General features: G+C 72.3%; 16 protein-coding genes. 9 read left to right on the top strand and 7 right to left on the bottom strand.

Going from position 1 to position 17,770, the window contains the following annotated elements:
* Positions 1 to 93 precede the first annotated feature (93 nt).
* Positions 94 to 1,584 (top strand): AI-2E family transporter, encoded by a 1,491-nt coding sequence (locus DS079_RS08230; protein ID WP_126986445.1) that lies wholly within the window; start codon positions 94 to 96, stop codon positions 1,582 to 1,584.
* 98 nt (positions 1,585 to 1,682) lie between these two features.
* On the opposite strand, the gene greA is transcribed toward DS079_RS08230, so the two are convergent.
* Together greA and DS079_RS08240 are read right to left on the bottom strand one after the other, a co-directional pair.
* A complete protein-coding gene (gene greA / locus DS079_RS08235) occupies positions 1,683 to 2,174 on the bottom strand; it encodes a transcription elongation factor GreA (RefSeq protein ID WP_126986446.1) in 492 nt (163 codons plus the stop codon).
* Between the two features lie 222 nt (positions 2,175 to 2,396).
* Entirely contained in the window at positions 2,397 to 2,789 is a 393-nt protein-coding gene (locus DS079_RS08240) for a DUF4307 domain-containing protein (protein WP_126986448.1), read from the bottom strand.
* Between the two features lie 218 nt (positions 2,790 to 3,007).
* On the opposite strand from DS079_RS08240, the gene mca reads away from it, so the two are divergent.
* Together mca and DS079_RS17050 are read left to right on the top strand one after the other, a co-directional pair.
* Entirely contained in the window at positions 3,008 to 3,919 is a 912-nt protein-coding gene (gene mca / locus DS079_RS08245) for a mycothiol conjugate amidase Mca (protein ID WP_126986450.1), read from the top strand.
* Positions 3,916 to 4,398 (top strand): hypothetical protein, encoded by a 483-nt coding sequence (locus DS079_RS17050; RefSeq protein WP_164736157.1) that lies wholly within the window; start codon positions 3,916 to 3,918, stop codon positions 4,396 to 4,398. The genes mca and DS079_RS17050 overlap by 4 nt, the downstream gene beginning before the upstream one ends.
* A 28-nt stretch (positions 4,399 to 4,426) precedes the next feature.
* Here DS079_RS17050 and trhA read toward each other — a convergent pair whose 3' ends face one another.
* Positions 4,427 to 5,314: a PAQR family membrane homeostasis protein TrhA gene (gene trhA, locus DS079_RS08255; RefSeq protein WP_126986452.1), complete on the bottom strand. Its 888-nt coding sequence runs from the start codon at positions 5,312 to 5,314 to the stop codon at positions 4,427 to 4,429.
* Between the two features lie 183 nt (positions 5,315 to 5,497).
* Here trhA and DS079_RS08260 point away from each other — a divergent pair, with 183 nt between their 5' ends.
* From DS079_RS08260 to DS079_RS08270, 3 genes are all read left to right on the top strand, one after another.
* The gene (locus DS079_RS08260; protein ID WP_126986454.1) at positions 5,498 to 6,256 is read left to right on the top strand and encodes an isoprenyl transferase; all 759 of its coding nucleotides are present in this window, start codon (positions 5,498 to 5,500) and stop codon (positions 6,254 to 6,256) included.
* A gap of 443 nt (positions 6,257 to 6,699) precedes the next feature.
* The gene (locus DS079_RS08265; RefSeq protein ID WP_050815733.1) at positions 6,700 to 8,010 is read left to right on the top strand and encodes a PhoH family protein; all 1,311 of its coding nucleotides are present in this window, start codon (positions 6,700 to 6,702) and stop codon (positions 8,008 to 8,010) included.
* 290 nt (positions 8,011 to 8,300) lie between these two features.
* The gene (locus tag DS079_RS08270; protein ID WP_126986456.1) at positions 8,301 to 9,215 is read left to right on the top strand and encodes a hypothetical protein; all 915 of its coding nucleotides are present in this window, start codon (positions 8,301 to 8,303) and stop codon (positions 9,213 to 9,215) included.
* Positions 9,216 to 9,436: 221 nt separating this feature from the next.
* On the opposite strand, the gene DS079_RS08275 is transcribed toward DS079_RS08270, so the two are convergent.
* Both DS079_RS08275 and DS079_RS08280 read right to left on the bottom strand, forming a co-directional pair.
* Entirely contained in the window at positions 9,437 to 10,852 is a 1,416-nt protein-coding gene (locus tag DS079_RS08275) for a class II fumarate hydratase (protein ID WP_126986458.1), read from the bottom strand.
* A gap of 126 nt (positions 10,853 to 10,978) precedes the next feature.
* Positions 10,979 to 11,890, bottom strand: a complete 912-nt coding sequence (locus DS079_RS08280; RefSeq protein ID WP_126986460.1) for a carbohydrate kinase family protein — start codon at positions 11,888 to 11,890, stop codon at positions 10,979 to 10,981.
* Between the two features lie 112 nt (positions 11,891 to 12,002).
* On the opposite strand from DS079_RS08280, the gene DS079_RS08285 reads away from it, so the two are divergent.
* Positions 12,003 to 12,812 (top strand): DUF4245 family protein, encoded by an 810-nt coding sequence (locus DS079_RS08285; protein WP_241237592.1) that lies wholly within the window; start codon positions 12,003 to 12,005, stop codon positions 12,810 to 12,812.
* Between the two features lie 7 nt (positions 12,813 to 12,819).
* Here DS079_RS08285 and DS079_RS08290 read toward each other — a convergent pair whose 3' ends face one another.
* On the bottom strand, positions 12,820 to 13,146 hold the full coding sequence (locus tag DS079_RS08290; RefSeq protein ID WP_126986464.1) for an exodeoxyribonuclease VII small subunit: 327 nt from the start codon (positions 13,144 to 13,146) through the stop codon (positions 12,820 to 12,822).
* Positions 13,143 to 14,537 (bottom strand): exodeoxyribonuclease VII large subunit, encoded by a 1,395-nt coding sequence (xseA, locus tag DS079_RS08295; protein ID WP_126986466.1) that lies wholly within the window; start codon positions 14,535 to 14,537, stop codon positions 13,143 to 13,145. Before xseA ends, DS079_RS08290 begins: the two co-directional genes overlap by 4 nt.
* A gap of 129 nt (positions 14,538 to 14,666) precedes the next feature.
* Between xseA and DS079_RS08300 the strand changes: the two genes are divergently transcribed.
* Positions 14,667 to 15,680, top strand: coding sequence for a 4-hydroxy-3-methylbut-2-enyl diphosphate reductase (locus DS079_RS08300; RefSeq protein WP_126986468.1), 1,014 nt, complete (start codon positions 14,667 to 14,669; stop codon positions 15,678 to 15,680).
* Positions 15,681 to 15,744: 64 nt separating this feature from the next.
* Positions 15,745 to 17,769, top strand: a complete 2,025-nt coding sequence (locus DS079_RS08305) for a vWA domain-containing protein (protein ID WP_126986470.1) — start codon at positions 15,745 to 15,747, stop codon at positions 17,767 to 17,769.
* Position 17,770: the final 1 nt, after the last annotated feature.

Genomic DNA, 17,770 nt, shown 5'->3' on the forward strand with positions numbered 1-17,770 from the left:
GAGCCGCCGTCGAAGGCGCTGGCAGTGCCAGAGGAGAGGGAGGCGGTGACTAGGATGCCGATGAGCCACCGTGGCTCGAACGGAAGGAGCCCCATGTCGAATCTGCGCCCCGCCCCCGGGGACCCGGGTCTCGCCCCCGAGGTCCAGGAGATCCCGATCGGTGTGCGCCGGGCCGCGTCATGGTCGTGGCGACTGCTCGTGATCGTCGCCGCCGGCGCGCTGCTGCTGTGGGGGCTCACCCGGGTCACGACCATCGTGATCCCCGTGCTCATCGCGATCCTGCTCGCCGCGCTGCTCCAGCCCGTGGTCAAGATCCTCACCCGCTACACCTTCCTGGGCCGTGCCGCGGCCAGCGGGATCGCTCTGCTGGGCCTGCTGCTCGTGATCGCGGGGATGTTCACCCTCGCCGGGCGGCAGCTGATCGCCCAGTGGGACGACATCCAGAGCCGCGCGGTGCAGGGCTTCCAGGCGCTGCTGGAGTGGGTGCAGAGCACCTTCCAGATCGACACCCCGATGATCAACTCGGCGCTCGACGAGGGCCTCGAGCAGCTCCAGCAGTACTCGGGCCAGCTGGTCAGCGGCGCGGTCACCACCGCCACGGCGCTCGGCAACATCGGCACCGGGCTCGTCGTCGCCCTGTTCACGCTGTTCTTCGTGCTCCACGGCGGGGGCGGGATCTGGCGCTGGTCCGTCGGCCTGCTGCCGCCCGCCGCCCGCGTGCCCACCCACGAGGCGTTCCGTCGCGGATGGAAGGCGCTGTCGGCCTACGTGCGCACGCAGGTGCTGGTGGCCGCGGTCGACGCGACCGGCATCGCGATCGGCATGGTCGCGCTGAGCCTGGGCTCCTACGCGGTGCCGATCTGGCTGCTGGTGTTCCTGTTCAGCTTCATCCCGCTGGTCGGTGCGATCGCCTCCGGCGCGATCGCCGTGCTGCTGGTGCTGGTGCTGAACGGCTGGGTCGGCGCGCTGATCATGCTCGCGGTCGTGCTCGCCGTGCAGCAGCTCGAGGGCAACGTGCTCCAGCCCTTCCTGATGGGCAAGGCCGTGGAGATCCACCCGCTCGGCGTGTTCCTCGGCGTGGCCCTCGGCGCGATGATCGCCGGGATCCCGGGCGCGCTGTTCGCGATCCCGCTGATCGCCTTCGTCAACGCGACGCTGCTGTACGTGGTGGGCCGCGACCCGAGCCCCGAGCTCGGTCACGACAAGGCCGGCGCCGAGCACTTCGCCGCGCTCGGCGCCGGCGTGCCCGCGCACCAGCTGGCCGAGGTCGGCGCGGACTCCGAGGCGCAGCGGACGTCGGCCGACGAGGGCTCCTCGGCGGACCTGGCGATGCTCGGCACCGTCCCCGCCGCCGAGCGCCGGACCGCGACGGAGGACGGCGCGTCGCCGACGGGGACCGGCGGGCACGCCGCCGACGCGGATGCTGCGCACGCCACCGACTCGAGCGACGCCGACGCGACGTACACCTATGGCGCCGAGGCGACCGAGGCGAGGTCCGCCCGGGCCCCGTCGACCGACCAGGTGGACGGGACGTCGGCCGAGCAGCCCGCTCCACGCCACCGCGCGGAGGACGAGCGGGACTGACCCCGCTCGGACTGACGAGAGAGCCCCTTCCGGCAGCTGCCGGAAGGGGCTCTCTCGTCAGTCCGGGCAGTGCCCGGTCGCCCCGTGGGGCGCGCGGCTCAGGCCGAGTACGGCTTGGCGCGGAGGATCTCGATCGGGAAGGACTTCCCGGTCGGCGCGGTGTAGTCGACGGTGTCGCCGACCTTCGAGCCGTGGATCGCGCTGCCCAGCGGCGACTCGATGGAGTAGACCTCCAGGTCGTCGTCGCCGTCGGCGATCTCGCGGTTGCCCAGCAGGAAGGTGCGCTCCTTGCCGGCCATCGAGATGGCAACGACCATTCCGGGCTCGACGACGCCGTCGTCCTTCGGGGCCTCCCCGACCACGGCGTTCTTCAGCAGTCGCTGGAGGTCCGCGATGCGCGCCTCCATCTTGCCCTGCTCCTCGCGGGCGGCGTGATAGCCGCCGTTCTCCTTGAGGTCGCCCTCGTCGCGAGCCGCGGCGATGCGCTCGGCGATCTCGGTGCGGCCCGGGCCCTCGAGCTCGGCGAGCTCCTTGGCCAGGCGGTCGTACGCGTCCTGGGTGAGCCAGGCGCCATTCGGCTGGCTGCTCATGGGTTCACTCCTGTCGTCCTCGGTGAAGCGCACGGGGACGAAGACCCCAATACGCGAATCACGGGGCACATGTCCTCATGCGCCCCGTGTGCGGGTGATGATGACCGGTCGTTCGCCGGTTCCGGGCAACATTACACGGCGCTCTGTGCATTTTCCGGGACCGGTGGACGTTTTACGCGCATCGTGAAATCCGCGGGAACGGTCCTCCGGTCGGCAGCGGGGTCAGCCGACGGTGCAGCCGACGACCTCGGCGGAGACCGCCTCGCCCTGGGTGGAGATCTCGACGCGGTGCGCGGTGCGGCGCTCGGTCTGCGCCGGGATCGTGGTCTCGACGAAGCCGACCTGTGCGCGCCCCTCGTTCATCGCCTGGATCCTGCAGGTCGCCTCGGTGCCGGGCGCCATCGTCACCACGAAGTCCACGCCGATGCGGTCCGCGGCGAGGTGGTCATAGGCCAGGACGTCGTAGCGGACCTCCTCGCGCGCGACGAAGAGCCCCACCACGATCACGATCGCGACGAACACCCCACCGGCGACGGCGACCAGGATCTTCGCGGTGCGGGGGGAGACGAGCGGTCCGCCGTAGCGCTGGCGGTGGAGCTTCTCGGCATCGTCCATGCGCCCAGTCTCCCAGACCCTCCCCGGGAGCGGTCCGGGAGCCCGGGCGGAGGGAGCGAGGGACCGGTCACGTCCGAGGCGAGGAGGCGGCCCGCGCCCTGCTCGCTCCCGGAGGGGTGGCGTACGATCGGGCGCTGGTGCAGGTGTCGCGGACCGTGTCGGTCGCGCGCGTGAACCGCACCGGGGCAGTGCCCCGCCCGTCGTCTCCGAGGAGTCCCGTGACCGTCCAGCTGCCCGCCCCCGATGAGCCCCTGCGGATGGTGGCCGTCCATGCGCACCCCGACGACGAGTCGTCCAAGGGTGCCGGGTCGACCGCACGCTACGCACGCGAGGGAGTGCAGGTCACGGTGCTCACCGCGACCGGCGGAGAGCGCGGCGACGTGCTGAACCCCCGCCTCCGCGACGATCCGGGGATCACCCCCGAGAGCCTGCCCGGGATCCGCCGCCGCGAGATGGAGCGGGCGAAGGAGATCCTGGGCGTGGACCACGAGTGGCTCGGCTTCGTCGACTCGGGACTGCCCGAGGGGGACCCGCTGCCGCCGCTGCCGGCCGGGAGCTTCGCGACCCTCCCCGTCGAGGAGGCGGTCCGTCCGCTGGTCGAGGCGGTGCGCCGCCTGCGCCCGCACGTGATGACCACCTATGACGAGAACGGCGGCTACCCGCACCCCGACCACATCCAGGTCAACCGCATCTCCGTGGCGGCCTTCGACCTCGCCGCGGACCCTGACTTCGCGCCCGAGCTCGGCGAGCCCTGGGAGGTCGCGAAGCTGTACTACATCAACGGCTTCCACCGTCAGCGCTTCGCCGCTGTGAGCCGTCACCTGCGCGCCGAGGGCACCCCCAACGAGGAGCTCGACAAGATGCTCCAGCACTACGACGAGAGCCACGACCGGCTGCTCACCACCCGCATCGACGTGCGCGACTATCTCGGGATCCGCGACGACGCGCTGCGCGCCCACGCCACCCAGGTCGACCCCGAGGGGCCCTTCTTCCGCATCGCGCACGACGCGGAGATCGCGGCCTGGGGCACTGAGGACTACGAGCTGCACATCTCCCGGATCGGTGTGAAGCTGCCCGAGCGGGACCTGTTCGCCGGGCTCCGCCACGAGACCGTGGAGGCGCGCCCGTGATCGGGGCAGGGCTCGGCGGAGCGGGCGTGCTCCCGGCCGTCGGCGCCGTGCTCCAGGCCGCGCCGAGCCCGTCGGACGGCGAGGAGTTCAACTCCGTCACCGTCTCCCCGGGCCTGCCCGGCTTCTTCGCGACCTTCGTGCTCGCGGTGGTCGTCGTGCTGCTCCTGATCGACATGACGCGGCGCGTCCGACGGGTGCAGGCCAGGGCCCGGGTCGAGGAGCGCCAGGCGCAGCTCGAGCGCGAGGAGGCCGAGGCCGAGAAGGTCGATGCCGAGGCGGCCGGGCGCGAGAAGGCCGCGGGTGACGCCGCCTACCGAGGGACCGCCGACGGCGAGGGTGCAGAGGAGGCGCAGGCCGACGGCGCGGACGCCGGGCCGGACGGGGAGCCCGCGGGCTCCGCGGAGCCGACGGATCCTGCGGGACCGACGGAAGTCTCGGACCCCTCGGAGGATGCGCAGGAGGGCGACGAGCGCCGCTGAGCGCACGCCGCCCGGGGAGCGGCTCTGCTCAGAGCACCGCCGCGGCGACGGCGGCGAAGTGGCAGCCGAAGCCGATCAGGGTGCCCGCGTGGAAGATCTCGTGGAAGCCGAACCAGGCGGGGGAGGGGTTCGGCCGCTTCAGCGCGTACACCACCGCGCCCGCCGTGTAGGCGAGTCCGCCCGCGAGCAGCAGGATCACCACCGGCCAGCCGCCGCCCGCGTGCAGCTGCGGCATGTAGAACACGGCCACCCAGCCGAGGGCGACATAGGCGGGGACGTACAGCCAGCGCGGCGCACCGGTCCAGAAGATCCGGAAGCACACCCCGACCAGCGCACCTCCCCAGGCGATCGCGAGCAGCGTCAGCGCCTGTCGCGGGGCCAGCAGCGCCGCGGCGATCGGGGTGTACGTGCCAGCGATGATCAGGAAGATGTTCGCGTGGTCGAAGCGGCGCAGGATGATCGCGCGCTGCGGGGACCAGGTGCCGCGGTGGTAGACCGCGCTGATCCCGAACAGCATCCCGGCCGTCAGCACGAAGACCGCGCAGGCCAGGCGGATCGTGAGGGTCTGGCCGACGGCGACCAGCAGCAGCCCGAGCACGAGCGTGGTCGGGAAGGCGATCAGGTGCAGCATCCCGCGCAGACGCGGCTTGGGCAGCTGGAGGCCGAGCTGGGTGGCGCGGCGTGCCATCGCCCGGGTCAGGGTGCGGGGCGCGAAGGGGAAGTTCTCCGCCGTGGGCAGGTCCTCGTCGCGCAGCTCGGTGGTGCCGCCGCTGCCGGCCACGGCCTCGGCGATCTCGCGCGGCGCGGGGTCCTGGAGCGTCGAGGCGCCGCCGGGGGTGGCGGGGGACTCGTCGGCGGCGCGCGGTGTGGGGCCGGAGGCTCTCGCGGCGGCCTCGTCATGGGGTCCGGGGGTCATGGGCACACCGTAACCTACGCAACCGTAGGTTCGATATGGGGGTGCTGTGACCGTCTCGTGCGGATTCCCACCGATCGTCGGGCGGCGCTCCCGCCGTCGTCGATAATGGACGGAGCGCGCCGCACCCGGCGCGCACCCGGGGCGGAGGTGCCGGGCGGGCACGACGAGGGGACGGAGGCGCGCATGGCCGGCGACGGGCTGCTGTACCGCGTGTACGAGCGCAGGCTGTCCAAGGAGCTCGAGTCCTTCGACCTCCCGCAGCACCTCGGCGTGATCGTCGACGGGAACCGCCGCTGGGCGAAGGCCGCGGGGGAGTCCACCGCCCAGGGTCATCGCGCCGGCGCCGCGAAGATCGTCGAGTTCCTCTCCTGGTGCGAGGACCTCGGCATCCCGCTGGTCACCGTGTGGATGCTCTCCACCGACAACCTCCGGCGCCCGCCGGAGGAGCTCGTGGCCCTGTACGAGATCATCACCTCCACCATCGAGCAGATCACCGACGCCGGCTACTGCGTGCGCCTGACCGGCAGCGCCGACTCCCTCCCCGAGGAGATGCGGGAGGGGATCGCCCGCCTGCAGCAGGAGACCTCGCCCGAGGCCCGCCTGACCGTCAACGTCGCGATCGGCTACGGCGGCCGCGAGGAGATCGTCCACGCGGTGCGTGAGCTGGTGCGGGACCTCGGCGCGCAGGGGAAGGGTATCGAGGAGATCGCCGAGGGGATCAGCGTCGGCGCGATCGCCGAGCACCTCTACACGCGCGGTCAGCCCGACCCCGACCTCATCATCCGCACCTCCGGCGAGCAGCGCCTCTCCGGCTTCCTGCTCTGGCAGTCGGTGCATTCCGAGTACTGGTTCTGCGAGACCTACTGGCCCGGGTTCCGCCGTATCGACCTGCTGCGCGCCCTGCGCGACTTCTGCCGACGCGAGCGCCGGTACGGCGCCTGAGGCCGTCGGCCCTGGCGCCTCGTCGGCCCGTCCGCGCGTCGGCCCGTCGGCGGTGTCGGCCGAGGGCGTCGACCCGGCTAGGTGGTCCTCGTCGGCCGCCTTGAGCGCGACGCACCCGCCCGCGCCCTCCCCGCATCGCGCTGTGAGCGGTGGCACACTGGCCCTCATCGGGAGCCCGCAGAACTCCCGATGACGATCGGGTGAACGTCGTGTCCGCCGCCCGCGGGACTCGCCCGACGGCGGGTGCACCGAGGGCTAAGGTCCAGGCATCCGCGAGATTCCGGGAGGCTCCCATGGACGAGACGACCACTGCCCGCGAGACGACGACCGCCTTCGGCGGCAGCTTCTCGCCCAGACCGGACGGCGGGACGGCGGTGATCGGCGCCGCGAACCCCGACGGCGCCCCCGTGGTCCCCTCGCTCCGGCCCGGCGCCGCCCAGCAGATGCTCGCCGAGATCGAGACGGGCGTGATCACCTACGTGCTGGACACCTCGGTGCTGCTCTCGGACCCGCTCTCGCTGCACCGCTTCGCCGAGCACGACATCGTGCTGCCGATCGTCGTGGTCACCGAGCTCGAGGCCAAGCGCCACCACCCGGACCTCGGCTACTTCGCCCGTCAGGCGCTGCGCATCCTCGACGACCTGCGCGAGCTTCACGGGAACCTCTCCGTGCCGCTCCCGATCGGCAAGGACGGCGGCCACGTGCACGTCGAGCTGAACCACATGAGCACCGCCTCGCTGCCCGACGGCTTCCGCCTCGGCGACAACGACACCCGCATCCTCGCCGTCGCGAAGAACCTCCAGCTCGAGGGCAAGAACGTGGTGCTGGTGTCCAAGGATCTGCCGATGCGCATCAAGGCCAGCGCCTCCGGCATCCACGCCGAGGAGTACCGGGCCGAGCTCGCCCGCGACCGCGGCTACACCGGTATGGTCACCACCTCCGTGGACGAGCAGACCATGACCGACCTCTACGACGGCCAGGTCGTCGAGGTGCCCGAGATCGCCCACCACCCGGTGCACACGGGCCTGACGATCACGAGCCCGCGCGGCTCGGCGCTGGGCCGCGTCACCCGCGACAAGCAGGTGCGGCTCGTGCAAGGGGACCAGACCGTGTTCGGGGTCGCCGGCCGCTCCGCCGAGCAGCGCGTCGCGATCGACCTGCTCCAGGACGAGTCCATCGGCATCGTCTCCCTCGGCGGCCGCGCCGGCACCGGCAAGAGCGCCCTCGCCCTCTGCGCGGGTCTCGAGGCCGTGCTCGAGCGCCGCACCCAGCGGAAGATCATGGTGTTCCGGCCGCTGTTCGCCGTGGGCGGGCAGGAGCTCGGCTATCTCCCCGGCGACCAGAGCGAGAAGATGGGCCCCTGGGGGCAGGCCGTGTTCGACACCCTCGGCTCGATGGTGTCCCAGAACGTCATCGACGAGGTGCTCTCCCGCGGCATGCTCGAGGTGCTCCCGCTGACCCACATCCGCGGCCGCTCCCTCCACGACGCCTTCGTGATCGTCGACGAGGCCCAGTCCCTCGAGCGCAACGTGCTGCTGACCATGCTCTCCCGCATCGGCCAGAACTCCCGCGTGGTGCTCACCCACGACATCGCCCAGCGCGACAACCTCCGCATCGGCCGCTACGACGGGATCGCCTCCGTGGTGGAGGCGCTCAAGGAGAAGGAGCTCTTCGCGCACATCACCCTGCAGCGCTCCGAGCGGTCGAAGGTCGCGGAGCTGGTCACCCACGTGCTGGACGAGCCGATCCCCTGAGGGGCGGGGCGGGGTGCCGGCGCTGAATGCCGAGGCCGAGGCTCTGTCGGGCGGCACGGTGCGGGGCGAAGAACCGCTGACTGGGCGGACGGGTGAGGCCTGCACTGCAGCGGACGGGACGGTGGTGACACGCTCTGGCCATATGGCCACGTCGTGTCACCACCGTCCCGTCGGCGCTCGGGAGCGCTGTTGACGTCTCCTCCCCAGCGGTGACTTCTCCACAGAGCCGGCGACTCCAACGGACCGTTCCGCAGAGATGCTGGGATCTCCGCATGAGGGTTCGAGGAGTCGTGCACAGGAAGGGGCTGGCGGAGGTCGAGCCTGATCCCGATCGGCGCAGTGCTCTCCTGCGCAGCGGGAAGATCCGCTCCGTGGGCCAGTGGTACGTGACCGAGGAAGCACCGGAGGACCTCCTCGCCCTGCTGGAGCTCGGGGTCCGACCGACCTGTCTCGACGCGGCCGCGCTGCATGGCCTGTGGGTCCCGATGGCAGTGGGTGTGCACGCATACCAGCCACGGAGGGTCGAAGCTCCACCAGATGCTCCTCGCCTGGCGCAGATCAGGCGCCGGCGTGACGCGGGATCGGGCGAGCTCGTGCCGATCCCCGTCTCAGGAGCAGGGCATCCGGCCCCTGCGACGCATCCTCTGATCCTGCACGCGCCGAGCCTCCGTGGCTGGGGGAGTCAGGACCCTGTCCCCGACATCGTCCGCACCCTCGATCACGCGGCGCGCTGCCAGTCCACGGTGAACGCGGCGATCCTCATCGAGTCCGCGCTGAACAAGCGATGCCTCAGCACGAAGGACCTGGATCGCCTTCTCGCAGGGCTGCCTCAGCGGAAGCGACACCCTCTGGTACGAGTCCGCGCCGACGCGCAGTCCGGGACCGAGACCGCTGTTCGCTGGTGGCTCGAAGAGCGCCGGGTGCGGGTGCGCAGCCAGGCTCAGCTGCTGCCAGACGTGAGGGTGGATCTGCTGATCGGCACGAACTGGGTGATCGAATGCGACAGCCGTCGATTCCACGATGACCCCACGCAGTACCGGGAGGACCGGCGGCGCGACCTGGCGCTCTCCTCGCGCGGCTATCGGGTCACCCGTCTGACCTGGGAACAGGTCTTTCTGGAATGGCCGAGGACATCCGCGATGCTGGTGGAGATGCTCCGTCGGCGAGATCATCGCCGTCCGCTGCCGGTGCGGGCAGCGGGGTGAGCGCACTGGTGATATGGCTCTGTCGGGATGACGGGACGGGACGAATACGACGCATCGTGGCGATATAGCCACGACGCGTCACCACAGTCCCGTTACCGGCGGCTGTCCTGGGCCTACGGTGGCGGCCCGTGCCGAGGCGCGGAACCCAGCCCCGCCGGAGAGGCGGGACCGGGTTCCGGTGTCGAACGGCGCGTCAGCCGGTGGGCCGACCCGGCGGCCGATCAGGCCTTCGGCGCGGTCATCGAGAGGACGTCCAGTGCGCTGTCGAGCTGCTCCTCGGTGAGCTCGCCGCGCTCGACGAAGCCCAGCGCGATCACGGCCTCGCGCACGGAGATGCGCTCGGCGACGGCGTGCTTGGCGATCTTCGCGGCGGACTCGTAGCCGATCAGCTTGTTCAGCGGGGTGACGATCGAGGGGGAGGCCTCGGCGTAGAAGCGGGCCTTCTCCTCGTTCGCGGTGAGCCCGTCGACGGTCTTGTCGGCCAGCACCGTGGAGGCGTTGGCGAGCAGGCGGATCGACTCCAGCAGGCTCGTGCCCATCAGCGGGATCTGCACGTTCAGCTCGAAGGCGCCCTGCGAACCGCCCCAGGCGATGGCCGCGTCGTTGCCGACGATCTTCGCGCACACCATCAGCACCGCCTCGGGGATGACGGGGTTGACCTTGCCGGGCATGATCGAGGAGCCGGGCTGCAGGTCGGGGATCGCGATCTCGCCCAGGCCGGTGTTGGGGCCGGAGCCCATCCAGCGCAGGTCGTTGCAGATCTTCGTGAGGGAGACGGCGATGGTGCGCAGCGCGCCCGACATCTCCACGAGGCCGTCGCGGTTCGACTGCGCCTCGAAGTGGTTGCGCGCCTCGGTCAGGGGCAGGCCGGACTGGTCGACGAGGTTCGCGATGACCTTCTGCGGGAAGCCGATCGGGGTGTTGATACCGGTGCCGACGGCGGTGCCGCCCTGGGGGACCTCCGCGGTGCGGGGCAGCGCCGCCTCGACGCGCTCAATGCCGTAGCGGATCGAGGCCGCGTAGCCGCCGAACTCCTGGCCGAGGGTGACGGGGGTGGCGTCCATCAGATGGGTGCGGCCGGACTTGACGACGTCCTTCCACGCCTCGGCCTTCTTCTCGAGCGCCTCGGCGAGGTGGGCGAGGGAGGGCAGCAGGTGCTCGACGACGCCCGCGGTCACCGCGACGTGCACGGAGGTGGGGAACACATCGTTGCTGGACTGGGAGCAGTTGACGTGGTCGTTGGGGTGGGTCTCGGTGCCCGCGTTCGTGGCGAGGGTCGCCAGGACCTCGTTCATGTTCATGTTCGAGCTGGTGCCCGAGCCGGTCTGGTAGGTGTCCACCGGGAACTGGTCGTCGTGCTCGCCGGCGATGACCGCGTCGGCCGCGGCGACGATCGCGTCGGCGATGGTGCCGTCCAGCACCCCGAGCTCCTTGTTCGCACGGGCGGCGGCCTTCTTGACCTGGGCGAGAGCGTGGATGTGCGCGGGCTCGAGGCCCTGCCCGGAGATCGGGAAGTTCTCGACCGCACGCTGGGTCTGGGCGCGGTACAGCGCCGAGACGGGCACGCGCACCTCTCCCATGGTGTCGTGCTCGATGCGGTAGTCGCTCTGCTGCGCTGCGGGGGTGGACTGGTTCATCGACGGGCCTTCCTGTTCGTCTTCTCTGTCGGGTGGTCGGCTCCGGTCCTCGGGTGGTCCCGGGCCGGTGGAGGGGGAGGCGGGCTGGTTCGGCGTGCCCGCGCAGCGGTGCCCCGGGCGGGCGGGTCAGGTGAGCTCGTGACTCCAGGGCGGGTTCGCGCCGGCGCGCGAGACGGTGATCGCCGAGAGCGCGGCGGCACGTCGGAGCACGGTCGCGAGATCGTCCGACGGGATCGCGGCGAGCATCTCGCGGCGATCAGCGCCGAGCAGGCCCTTGGCGGCCAGCGCGTCGAGGATCCCGGCGGAGAAGGTGTCGCCGGCGCCGACGGTGTCGACCACCTCGACCTGCACCGGCGCGACCTGCACGCGCCCGCTGGCGGAGAACGCGACCGCGCCGTCGCCGCCGCGGGTCAGCACGGTCAGGGAGGGGCCGAGATCGCGCCACGAGGCGGCGACGTCCTCGACGTCCTCGGTGCCGTACAGCCAGGCCACGTCCTCGTCGGACGCCTTGACCACGTCGGACAGCGCGATGTTCTCCTCGATCCGGGCGCGGACGTCCTCCGGCGCGCCCATCAGGGTGGGGCGCGCATTGGGGTCGTAGCTGATCGTCGAGGACCCGCGGGCGCTGCGCAGCAGGGCGGAGAGCGTCGTGGCCCCCGGCTCGAGCACGGCGGCGATGGAGGAGGTGTGCACGGCGTCCGGCGTCTCGGGCAGGTCGGCGGTGTCCGGGTCCCAGGTGAGGTCGAAGGTGTAGGTCGCGGCGCCGTGCGCATCCAGCACGGCCTCGGCGGTCGAGGTGCGGCCGGGTCGGACCGAGGCGGGCGTGAGCTGCACGCCGGACTCGTCGAGGTGGGCGCGGATCGCGTCGCCTCGAGCGTCGTCGCCGATCGCGGTGAGCAGGTGGGCGTCGTGGCCGAGTCGCGACAGGGCGACGGCCACGTTCAGGGGGGAGCCGCCGGGGTGCTCGCGACGAGCGCCATCGGCGTCGACGACGATATCGGTGAGGGCTTCTCCGGCGATCAGGATTCTCGCGGTCACGCTTCGATCATCGCAGGTTTCCAGGGCGCGGGCGACATGAGCGGGGGAGGGGCGCCGTGGCCCGGATCACCCCGGGAGGCGGAGGGCGGCGCGGGCGGGGACAATGGCCCGCATGCACGATGCCCAGCCCGAGAGCCCCGACCGCACCGCGAGCCCCGCCGGCGGTGAGGGCGGCCCTGTCCGCACTGGGGCCGACAGCGAGCGCGCGGGTCGCACGGGGGCCGACGGCGCATCAGCAGCGAGCGCTGGGTCCGACGGCGCAGCGGCAGAGAGCGATGCATCCGCCGGCGCGCGGGCCGAGAGCGCCGGGGCCGACGGCACACAGGCCGAGGTGACCGGCGCTGACGAGCTGCCCGTCGAGCGGCCGAGGTCCGCGTACCAGCTGCCGACCAAGCAGAACACGGTGCTGCGCAACATCGTCTGGGCGATCGTGCTGACCATGCTCGTGGTGATCGTACTGGCGGTGGGCTTCTTCGGGGTGGGCAGCGACCTCGAGCGCGAGCCGCTGGAGAACTCCGAGGTGGACGTCGCCGCGACCGCGGAGCGCGCCCAGGACGTGGCCGACTTCCCCGTCGCCGTGCCCGCGACCGGCGAGGACTGGCAGGTGCGCTCGGCGCGCTTCACCGACGGCCAGAGCCCGCGCTGGACCGTGCAGTACACGGCGCCCGGCGGGGATCTCGTGACCCTGGCCGAGGACACCGAGGTCAGCGCGTCGCTGCTGTCGGCCGAGATGCCCGGCGCGACCGTCACCGAGGAGACGAGCCTTCGGGGCGCCGAGTGCCAGGTGCTCGGCGGCGGGGACGACGCGGAGCAGACCGGCATCGCCTGCCAGGGCGAGGGCTTCGGGATCCTCGTCCACGGCGCGGCCGATCAGGCCGAGCTCGAGCAGCTCATGGACGAGGCGCTCGCCGCGGTCGGCTGACGGCCGCTCAGCGCTCGGCGCCGTCCTCCCCGCGCCGCGCGGCCACAGCGTCCTCGAGCCGCTCGCGGGCCCCGTCCAGCCACTGCTGGCAGCGACGCGCGAGCATCTCGCCGCGCTCCCACAGCGCGATCGAGTCCTCGAGCCCGCCCTGACCGGACTCGAGGCGACGCACCACCTCGACGAGCTGGTCGCGGGCCGCCTCGTAGGACAGCTCGGCGATATCGGCGGGGAGGGCCTTCTCGTCCCCGGCAGGGGTGACGGGCGCGGTGCCCGGGGTGCCGGGAGCGCCTTCGTCGGCGGTCAGTTCGTTCTCCGGGGCATCGGGCGTGCTCATGCGGTCTCCTCGTCGTTCTCGGTCCGATCCTGGGCGGGGCGGGCCTGGCCGTCGGTCGGTGCCTGCGGGGCAGGCGGGGTATAGGGGTCGGTGTCCACGTGCAGGGCGCCGAAGCGGCCGCCGGCGACCCGCACCGACAGCGCCTCGCCGACCTCACTCTGCTCGGGGGCGCGGATGATCGTGCCGTCGGCCGTCTGCACCACGGCGTAGCCGCGCTCGAGGGTCGCCAGCGGGCTCAGGGCCCGCACCTGCCTGCCGAGGTGGGAGACCTCGTCGGCCGCCCGGTCCAGGCGCGAGCCGATCAGGGTGCGGGCCAGCGAGATGCGGGAGCGGATCTCGTCGGCGCGGCCGGCGAGGATGCTCGAGGGGTTCTCGAGCACGGGCCGCGAGCGCATGGCGTCCAGCCCCGACTGCTCCCGCTCGATGCGGGCGCGGATCGCGGCGCGCAGGCGCGTGCGGCCCAGGTCCAGCTGCTCGAGCTCGGCCTGGATGTCGGGCACCACGCGCTTGGCGGCATCGGTGGGGGTGGAGGCGCGGACGTCGGCGGCGAGATCGATCAGCGGGGTGTCCACCTCGTGTCCGATCGCGGAGACGATCGGGGTGTCGGCGCCGGCGACCAGGCGGGTGAGCTGCTCGTCGGAGAAGGGGAGCAGGTCCTCGAGGGAGCCGCCGCCGCGCGAGATGATGATGACGTCGACATCCTCGCGCGCGTCGAGCTCCTTCAGCGCGGCGGAGACCTCCCGCACCGCCTTCGTCCCCTGCACCGCGACCTCGCGGATCTCGAACTGCACCGCGGGCCAGCGCCGACGGGCGTTGACGACCACGTCGCGCTCCGCGGCGGACTCCCGCCCGCAGATCAGCCCCACCACGCGCGGCAGGAAGGGCAGCGGCTTCTTCCGCGAGGTGGCGAACAGGCCCTCTGCGGCGAGGACCCGCTTGAGCTGCTCGAGCCGGGCCAGCAGCTCGCCGAGCCCGACGGGGCGGATGTCGTCGGCCTCGAGCTGGAGGCTGCCGCGCTTGGTCCAGAAGCTGGGCTTGGCGTGCACGACCACGCGCGCGCCGGGCACCGGCTCGACCGGCAGGGCGCGCAGAACGTGCTCGCGCACCGGCACCGAGAAGGACATGTCCACGTCGATGTCGCGCAGGGTCATGAAGCTCAGCCCCGCGCCCGGCCGACGGTTCAGCTGCACGATCTCGCCCTCGACCCACAGGGGAGACATGCGCGCCACGTACTCGCCGACCTTCACGGACAGCTGCCGCAGCGGCCACGGGTTCTCCGCCGTGGTCTGCGCGGCGGTCGCGGCGAGCGGCGGGCGGGCCCCGGCGGCCGGGGCGCCGGTCACCTCGGCGCCCTCGCCCGCCCCGCCCGGATCGGGGGTCGTCTGCGTCATGGGGTCCACTCTTCCACGACCGGCCGACATCGCGCGGACCGGAAGGCGCCGGCTGTGGATGTCCCCGTCCTGTGGAGGGTTGGTGACTCTTGCCCCACGACCTGCCGCTTCAGGCCCGCGCCTCCTACGATGGGAGGCGTGAGCACCGGAACCGTCCTCCTTGCCGAGCCCCGCGGGTACTGCGCGGGCGTCGATCGTGCCGTCGTCGCCGTCGAGCGCGCCCTCGAGCACTATGACGAGACCGTCTACGTCCGTCACGAGATCGTGCACAACAAGTTCGTCGTGGACCGCCTGAAGGAGAAGGGCGCCGTCTTCGTCGAGGAGGTCGACGAGGTGCCCGAGGGGGCGCTCGTGATCTTCTCCGCCCACGGCATCTCCCCGAAGGTCCGCGAGATGGCGGAGGAGCGCAGTCTCCGCACCATTGACGCGACCTGCCCCCTGGTCACGAAGGTCCACAAGGAGGCGGTGCGCTTCGCCCGCCAGGACTACGACATCCTGCTGGTGGGTCACGTGGGCCACGAGGAGGTCGAGGGCACGGCCGGCGAGGCGCCGGAGCACGTGCAGATCGTCAACGGCCCCGAGGACGTCGACAAGGTCACCGTGCGCGATCCCGAGAAGGTCGTGTGGCTCTCGCAGACCACCCTCAGCGTCGACGAGACGATGGAGACCGTGGACCGCCTGAAGGAGCGCTTCCCCACCCTGCAGGCGCCGCCCAGCGACGACATCTGCTACGCGACCCAGAACCGCCAGGTCGCGATCAAGAAGATCGCCCCCGACGCGGACCTCGTCCTCGTCGTCGGCTCCCCGAACTCCTCGAACTCCGTGCGCCTGATGGAGGTCGCGCTCGAGGCCGGGGCGAAGTCCTCCCACCGCATCGACAGCGTCTCCGAGCTGCGCGAGGAGTGGTTCGAGGGCGTGGAGAGCGTGGGCGTGACCTCCGGCGCCTCCGTGCCGGACGTGCTGGTCCAGGAGCTGCTCGCCGAGCTCGCCGAGCGCGGCTTCGGCGATGTGAAGCCCGTGCGCACCGCCACTGAGGACCTCATGTTCTCCCTGCCGCGCGAGCTGCGCCAGGAGATGAAGAGCCGCGGCGAGTCCGACCGCCGCACCAAGCCCACCGGGGATCGCGCCACCGCAGAGTCCTGACCCGACGGTCACCTCGCTGCGGAGACGACCGGCGGGAGCCGTCGGGATTCGGCATGATGGTCCGGTGATCCCTCGCACGGCCGCCCGCCCGCTGTCCCTCGCGCTCCTGGCGACCCTGCTCGCCTCCCTCGCCGTGCTGGCCCCGGCCGGTCTGCCGCAGGCCCGCGCCGAGGGGTACAACACCGGCCGCACCGCCCCGTCGATGCTGGTGGTGGACGGCTCGGGCTCGATGCGGGCCGACGACGTCGGCGGACGCAGCCGCATGGACGTGGCCAAGGAGGCGCTGAGCACCCTCGTGCCGATGCTGCCCGAGGACGCGAGCGTGGGCCTGATGACCTACGGCAACTCCGATCCTGCGACCGCGGCGAGCCAGGAGGCCGGCTGCCAGGACGTGAAGACCCTGGTGAAGCCAGAGGGTCTGGACCGCCAGGCGCTGCTCGGCGCGATCGAGGGCGTGCAGCCCTCCGGGTACACCCCGATCGGCCTGTCCCTGACGAAGGCCGCGGCCGAGCTGCCGGAGGCGGAGATGCGCTCGATCGTGCTGGTCTCCGACGGGATCGACGAGTGCGGCGGCCCGCCGCCCTGCGAGGTCGCCGCCGACCTCGCGCAGAAGCACCCCGAGATGCGCATCCACACGATCGGCTTCAAGGCCGAGCAGGCCGCCCGCGACGAGCTGGCCTGCATCGCCGAGGCCACCGGCGGCACCTTCGCCGATGCCACCGACGCCGAGACCCTGCGCGACGAGCTGCTGGTGAAGATGACCCGCGCGATCCAGGGCTACGCCACCCAGGGGCAGCAGATCACCGGCGGGACCAGTCCCGAGACCGCCGTGGACCTCGCACCCGGCTCGTTCCTCGACGTGCTCGAGCACGGCAGCGCCGCGATCGACGACGGCGAAGGCTTCTCCCGCTTCTACCGCCTGCAGCTCGCCGAGGGCGAGATCGCGCATCTCACCGCGACGATGGTGCTGCCCGGCGGGGGCGGGGAGGCCAGCAGCCTCGCGCAGCTGCGCCTGGCCACCAGCTCGGCCGACGGGGTCGACTGCCGCATCGGCGAGGTCCAGGCTCGCGCCGAGGCCGACCTCGGCCAGGGCCCGATCACCGCGGCCGTCGCGACTCCGCGCCTGGGGGAGACCGCGAACCTCACCTGCTTCGGGGAGGACGCCGACGGCACGGTGATCCTCGAGGTCGAGCGCACCGGCGACCCGGCCCAAGAGGAGGCGGTCCCGGTCGAGCTGCAGTTCTTCGCGGAGGAGAAGGTGTCGCTGGACGGCCTGCCGCCCGCCGCGAAGTACGTGCGCCCGCAGGAGCCGCTCGCCGTCCCCTCCGACGGGCAGCAGATCCAGCCCGCGTTCTCCTTCGCCTCCGCCGTGCAGGACCTCGACGGGCCGATGCGCGGCACGATCATCCCCGGCGAGGTGCAGTTCTTCCGCATCCCGGCCCAGTACGGCCAGCAGGTCCGCGCGGCGATCGCACTCGGCGAGTTCGAGGTGCCGGGCGGGATGGGGCTGACGCTGCAGGCCCGGATGTACTCGCCGCTGAGGGACGACGTATACCTCGTGGTGCCGCCGTCGGCCTCGGGCGACGCGACCGGGGTCTCGACGAAGGCCGTGCCGAAGACCACCCTGCAGGTGAACCAGGCGGCCCCGATCCAGTTCCGCAACCGCGAGGACGGCGGCACCGAGGCCCGCACCTCCTTCCTCGCCGGGGACTACTACCTCCAGCTCGCCGTGGTCCCCTCCGACTACTCAGCGCAGCGACTGTTCGAGGTGCCCTACGTGCTCGATCTCGATGCGGTGGGCGAGCCTGCCGAGGGGCCGAAGCTGAGCGGGCAGGGCGCGGTGGAGGACCGCTTCGCCGCGGACCCCGGATCGGCTCCCCGGGCCTCGGACGGCGGGGGAGCTTCCGATGCGGGCGGTGCCTCGGACGCGGGCGGTGCGCCGGAGCTCGAGGACCCGCCGACCGAGGACGAGCGCAGCGGTTTCGCCGTGCCGCCGGTGGTGTGGGCCGTGCTCGGAGGACTCGGCGGCGGTGTGCTGCTGGCCGCGATCGTGATCGGCGCCGTGGTGCTGGTGCGCCGGGGGCGCTGAG

The sequence above is a fragment of the Brachybacterium paraconglomeratum genome, from assembly GCF_003994255.1.
GTDB lineage: Bacteria > Actinomycetota > Actinomycetes > Actinomycetales > Dermabacteraceae > Brachybacterium > Brachybacterium conglomeratum.

What these genes read in the sequence shown, in the direction of transcription:
- DS079_RS08300 (WP_126986468.1), top strand. Translation starts at nt 14,667, where the DNA reads ATGGGAGGCGTGAGCACCGGAACCGTCCTCCTTGCCGAGCCCCGCGGG.
- DS079_RS08230 (WP_126986445.1), top strand. Translation starts at nt 94, where the DNA reads ATGTCGAATCTGCGCCCCGCCCCCGGGGACCCGGGTCTCGCCCCCGAG.
- DS079_RS08275 (WP_126986458.1), bottom strand. Translation starts at nt 10,852, where the DNA reads ATGAACCAGTCCACCCCCGCAGCGCAGCAGAGCGACTACCGCATCGAG.
- DS079_RS08240 (WP_126986448.1), bottom strand. Translation starts at nt 2,789, where the DNA reads ATGGACGATGCCGAGAAGCTCCACCGCCAGCGCTACGGCGGACCGCTC.
- DS079_RS08265 (WP_050815733.1), top strand. Translation starts at nt 6,700, where the DNA reads ATGCTCGCCGAGATCGAGACGGGCGTGATCACCTACGTGCTGGACACC.
- greA (WP_126986446.1), bottom strand. Translation starts at nt 2,174, where the DNA reads ATGAGCAGCCAGCCGAATGGCGCCTGGCTCACCCAGGACGCGTACGAC.
- DS079_RS08285 (WP_241237592.1), top strand. Translation starts at nt 12,003, where the DNA reads ATGCACGATGCCCAGCCCGAGAGCCCCGACCGCACCGCGAGCCCCGCC.
- DS079_RS08290 (WP_126986464.1), bottom strand. Translation starts at nt 13,146, where the DNA reads ATGAGCACGCCCGATGCCCCGGAGAACGAACTGACCGCCGACGAAGGC.
- trhA (WP_126986452.1), bottom strand. Translation starts at nt 5,314, where the DNA reads ATGACCCCCGGACCCCATGACGAGGCCGCCGCGAGAGCCTCCGGCCCC.
- DS079_RS08260 (WP_126986454.1), top strand. Translation starts at nt 5,498, where the DNA reads ATGGCCGGCGACGGGCTGCTGTACCGCGTGTACGAGCGCAGGCTGTCC.
- xseA (WP_126986466.1), bottom strand. Translation starts at nt 14,537, where the DNA reads ATGACGCAGACGACCCCCGATCCGGGCGGGGCGGGCGAGGGCGCCGAG.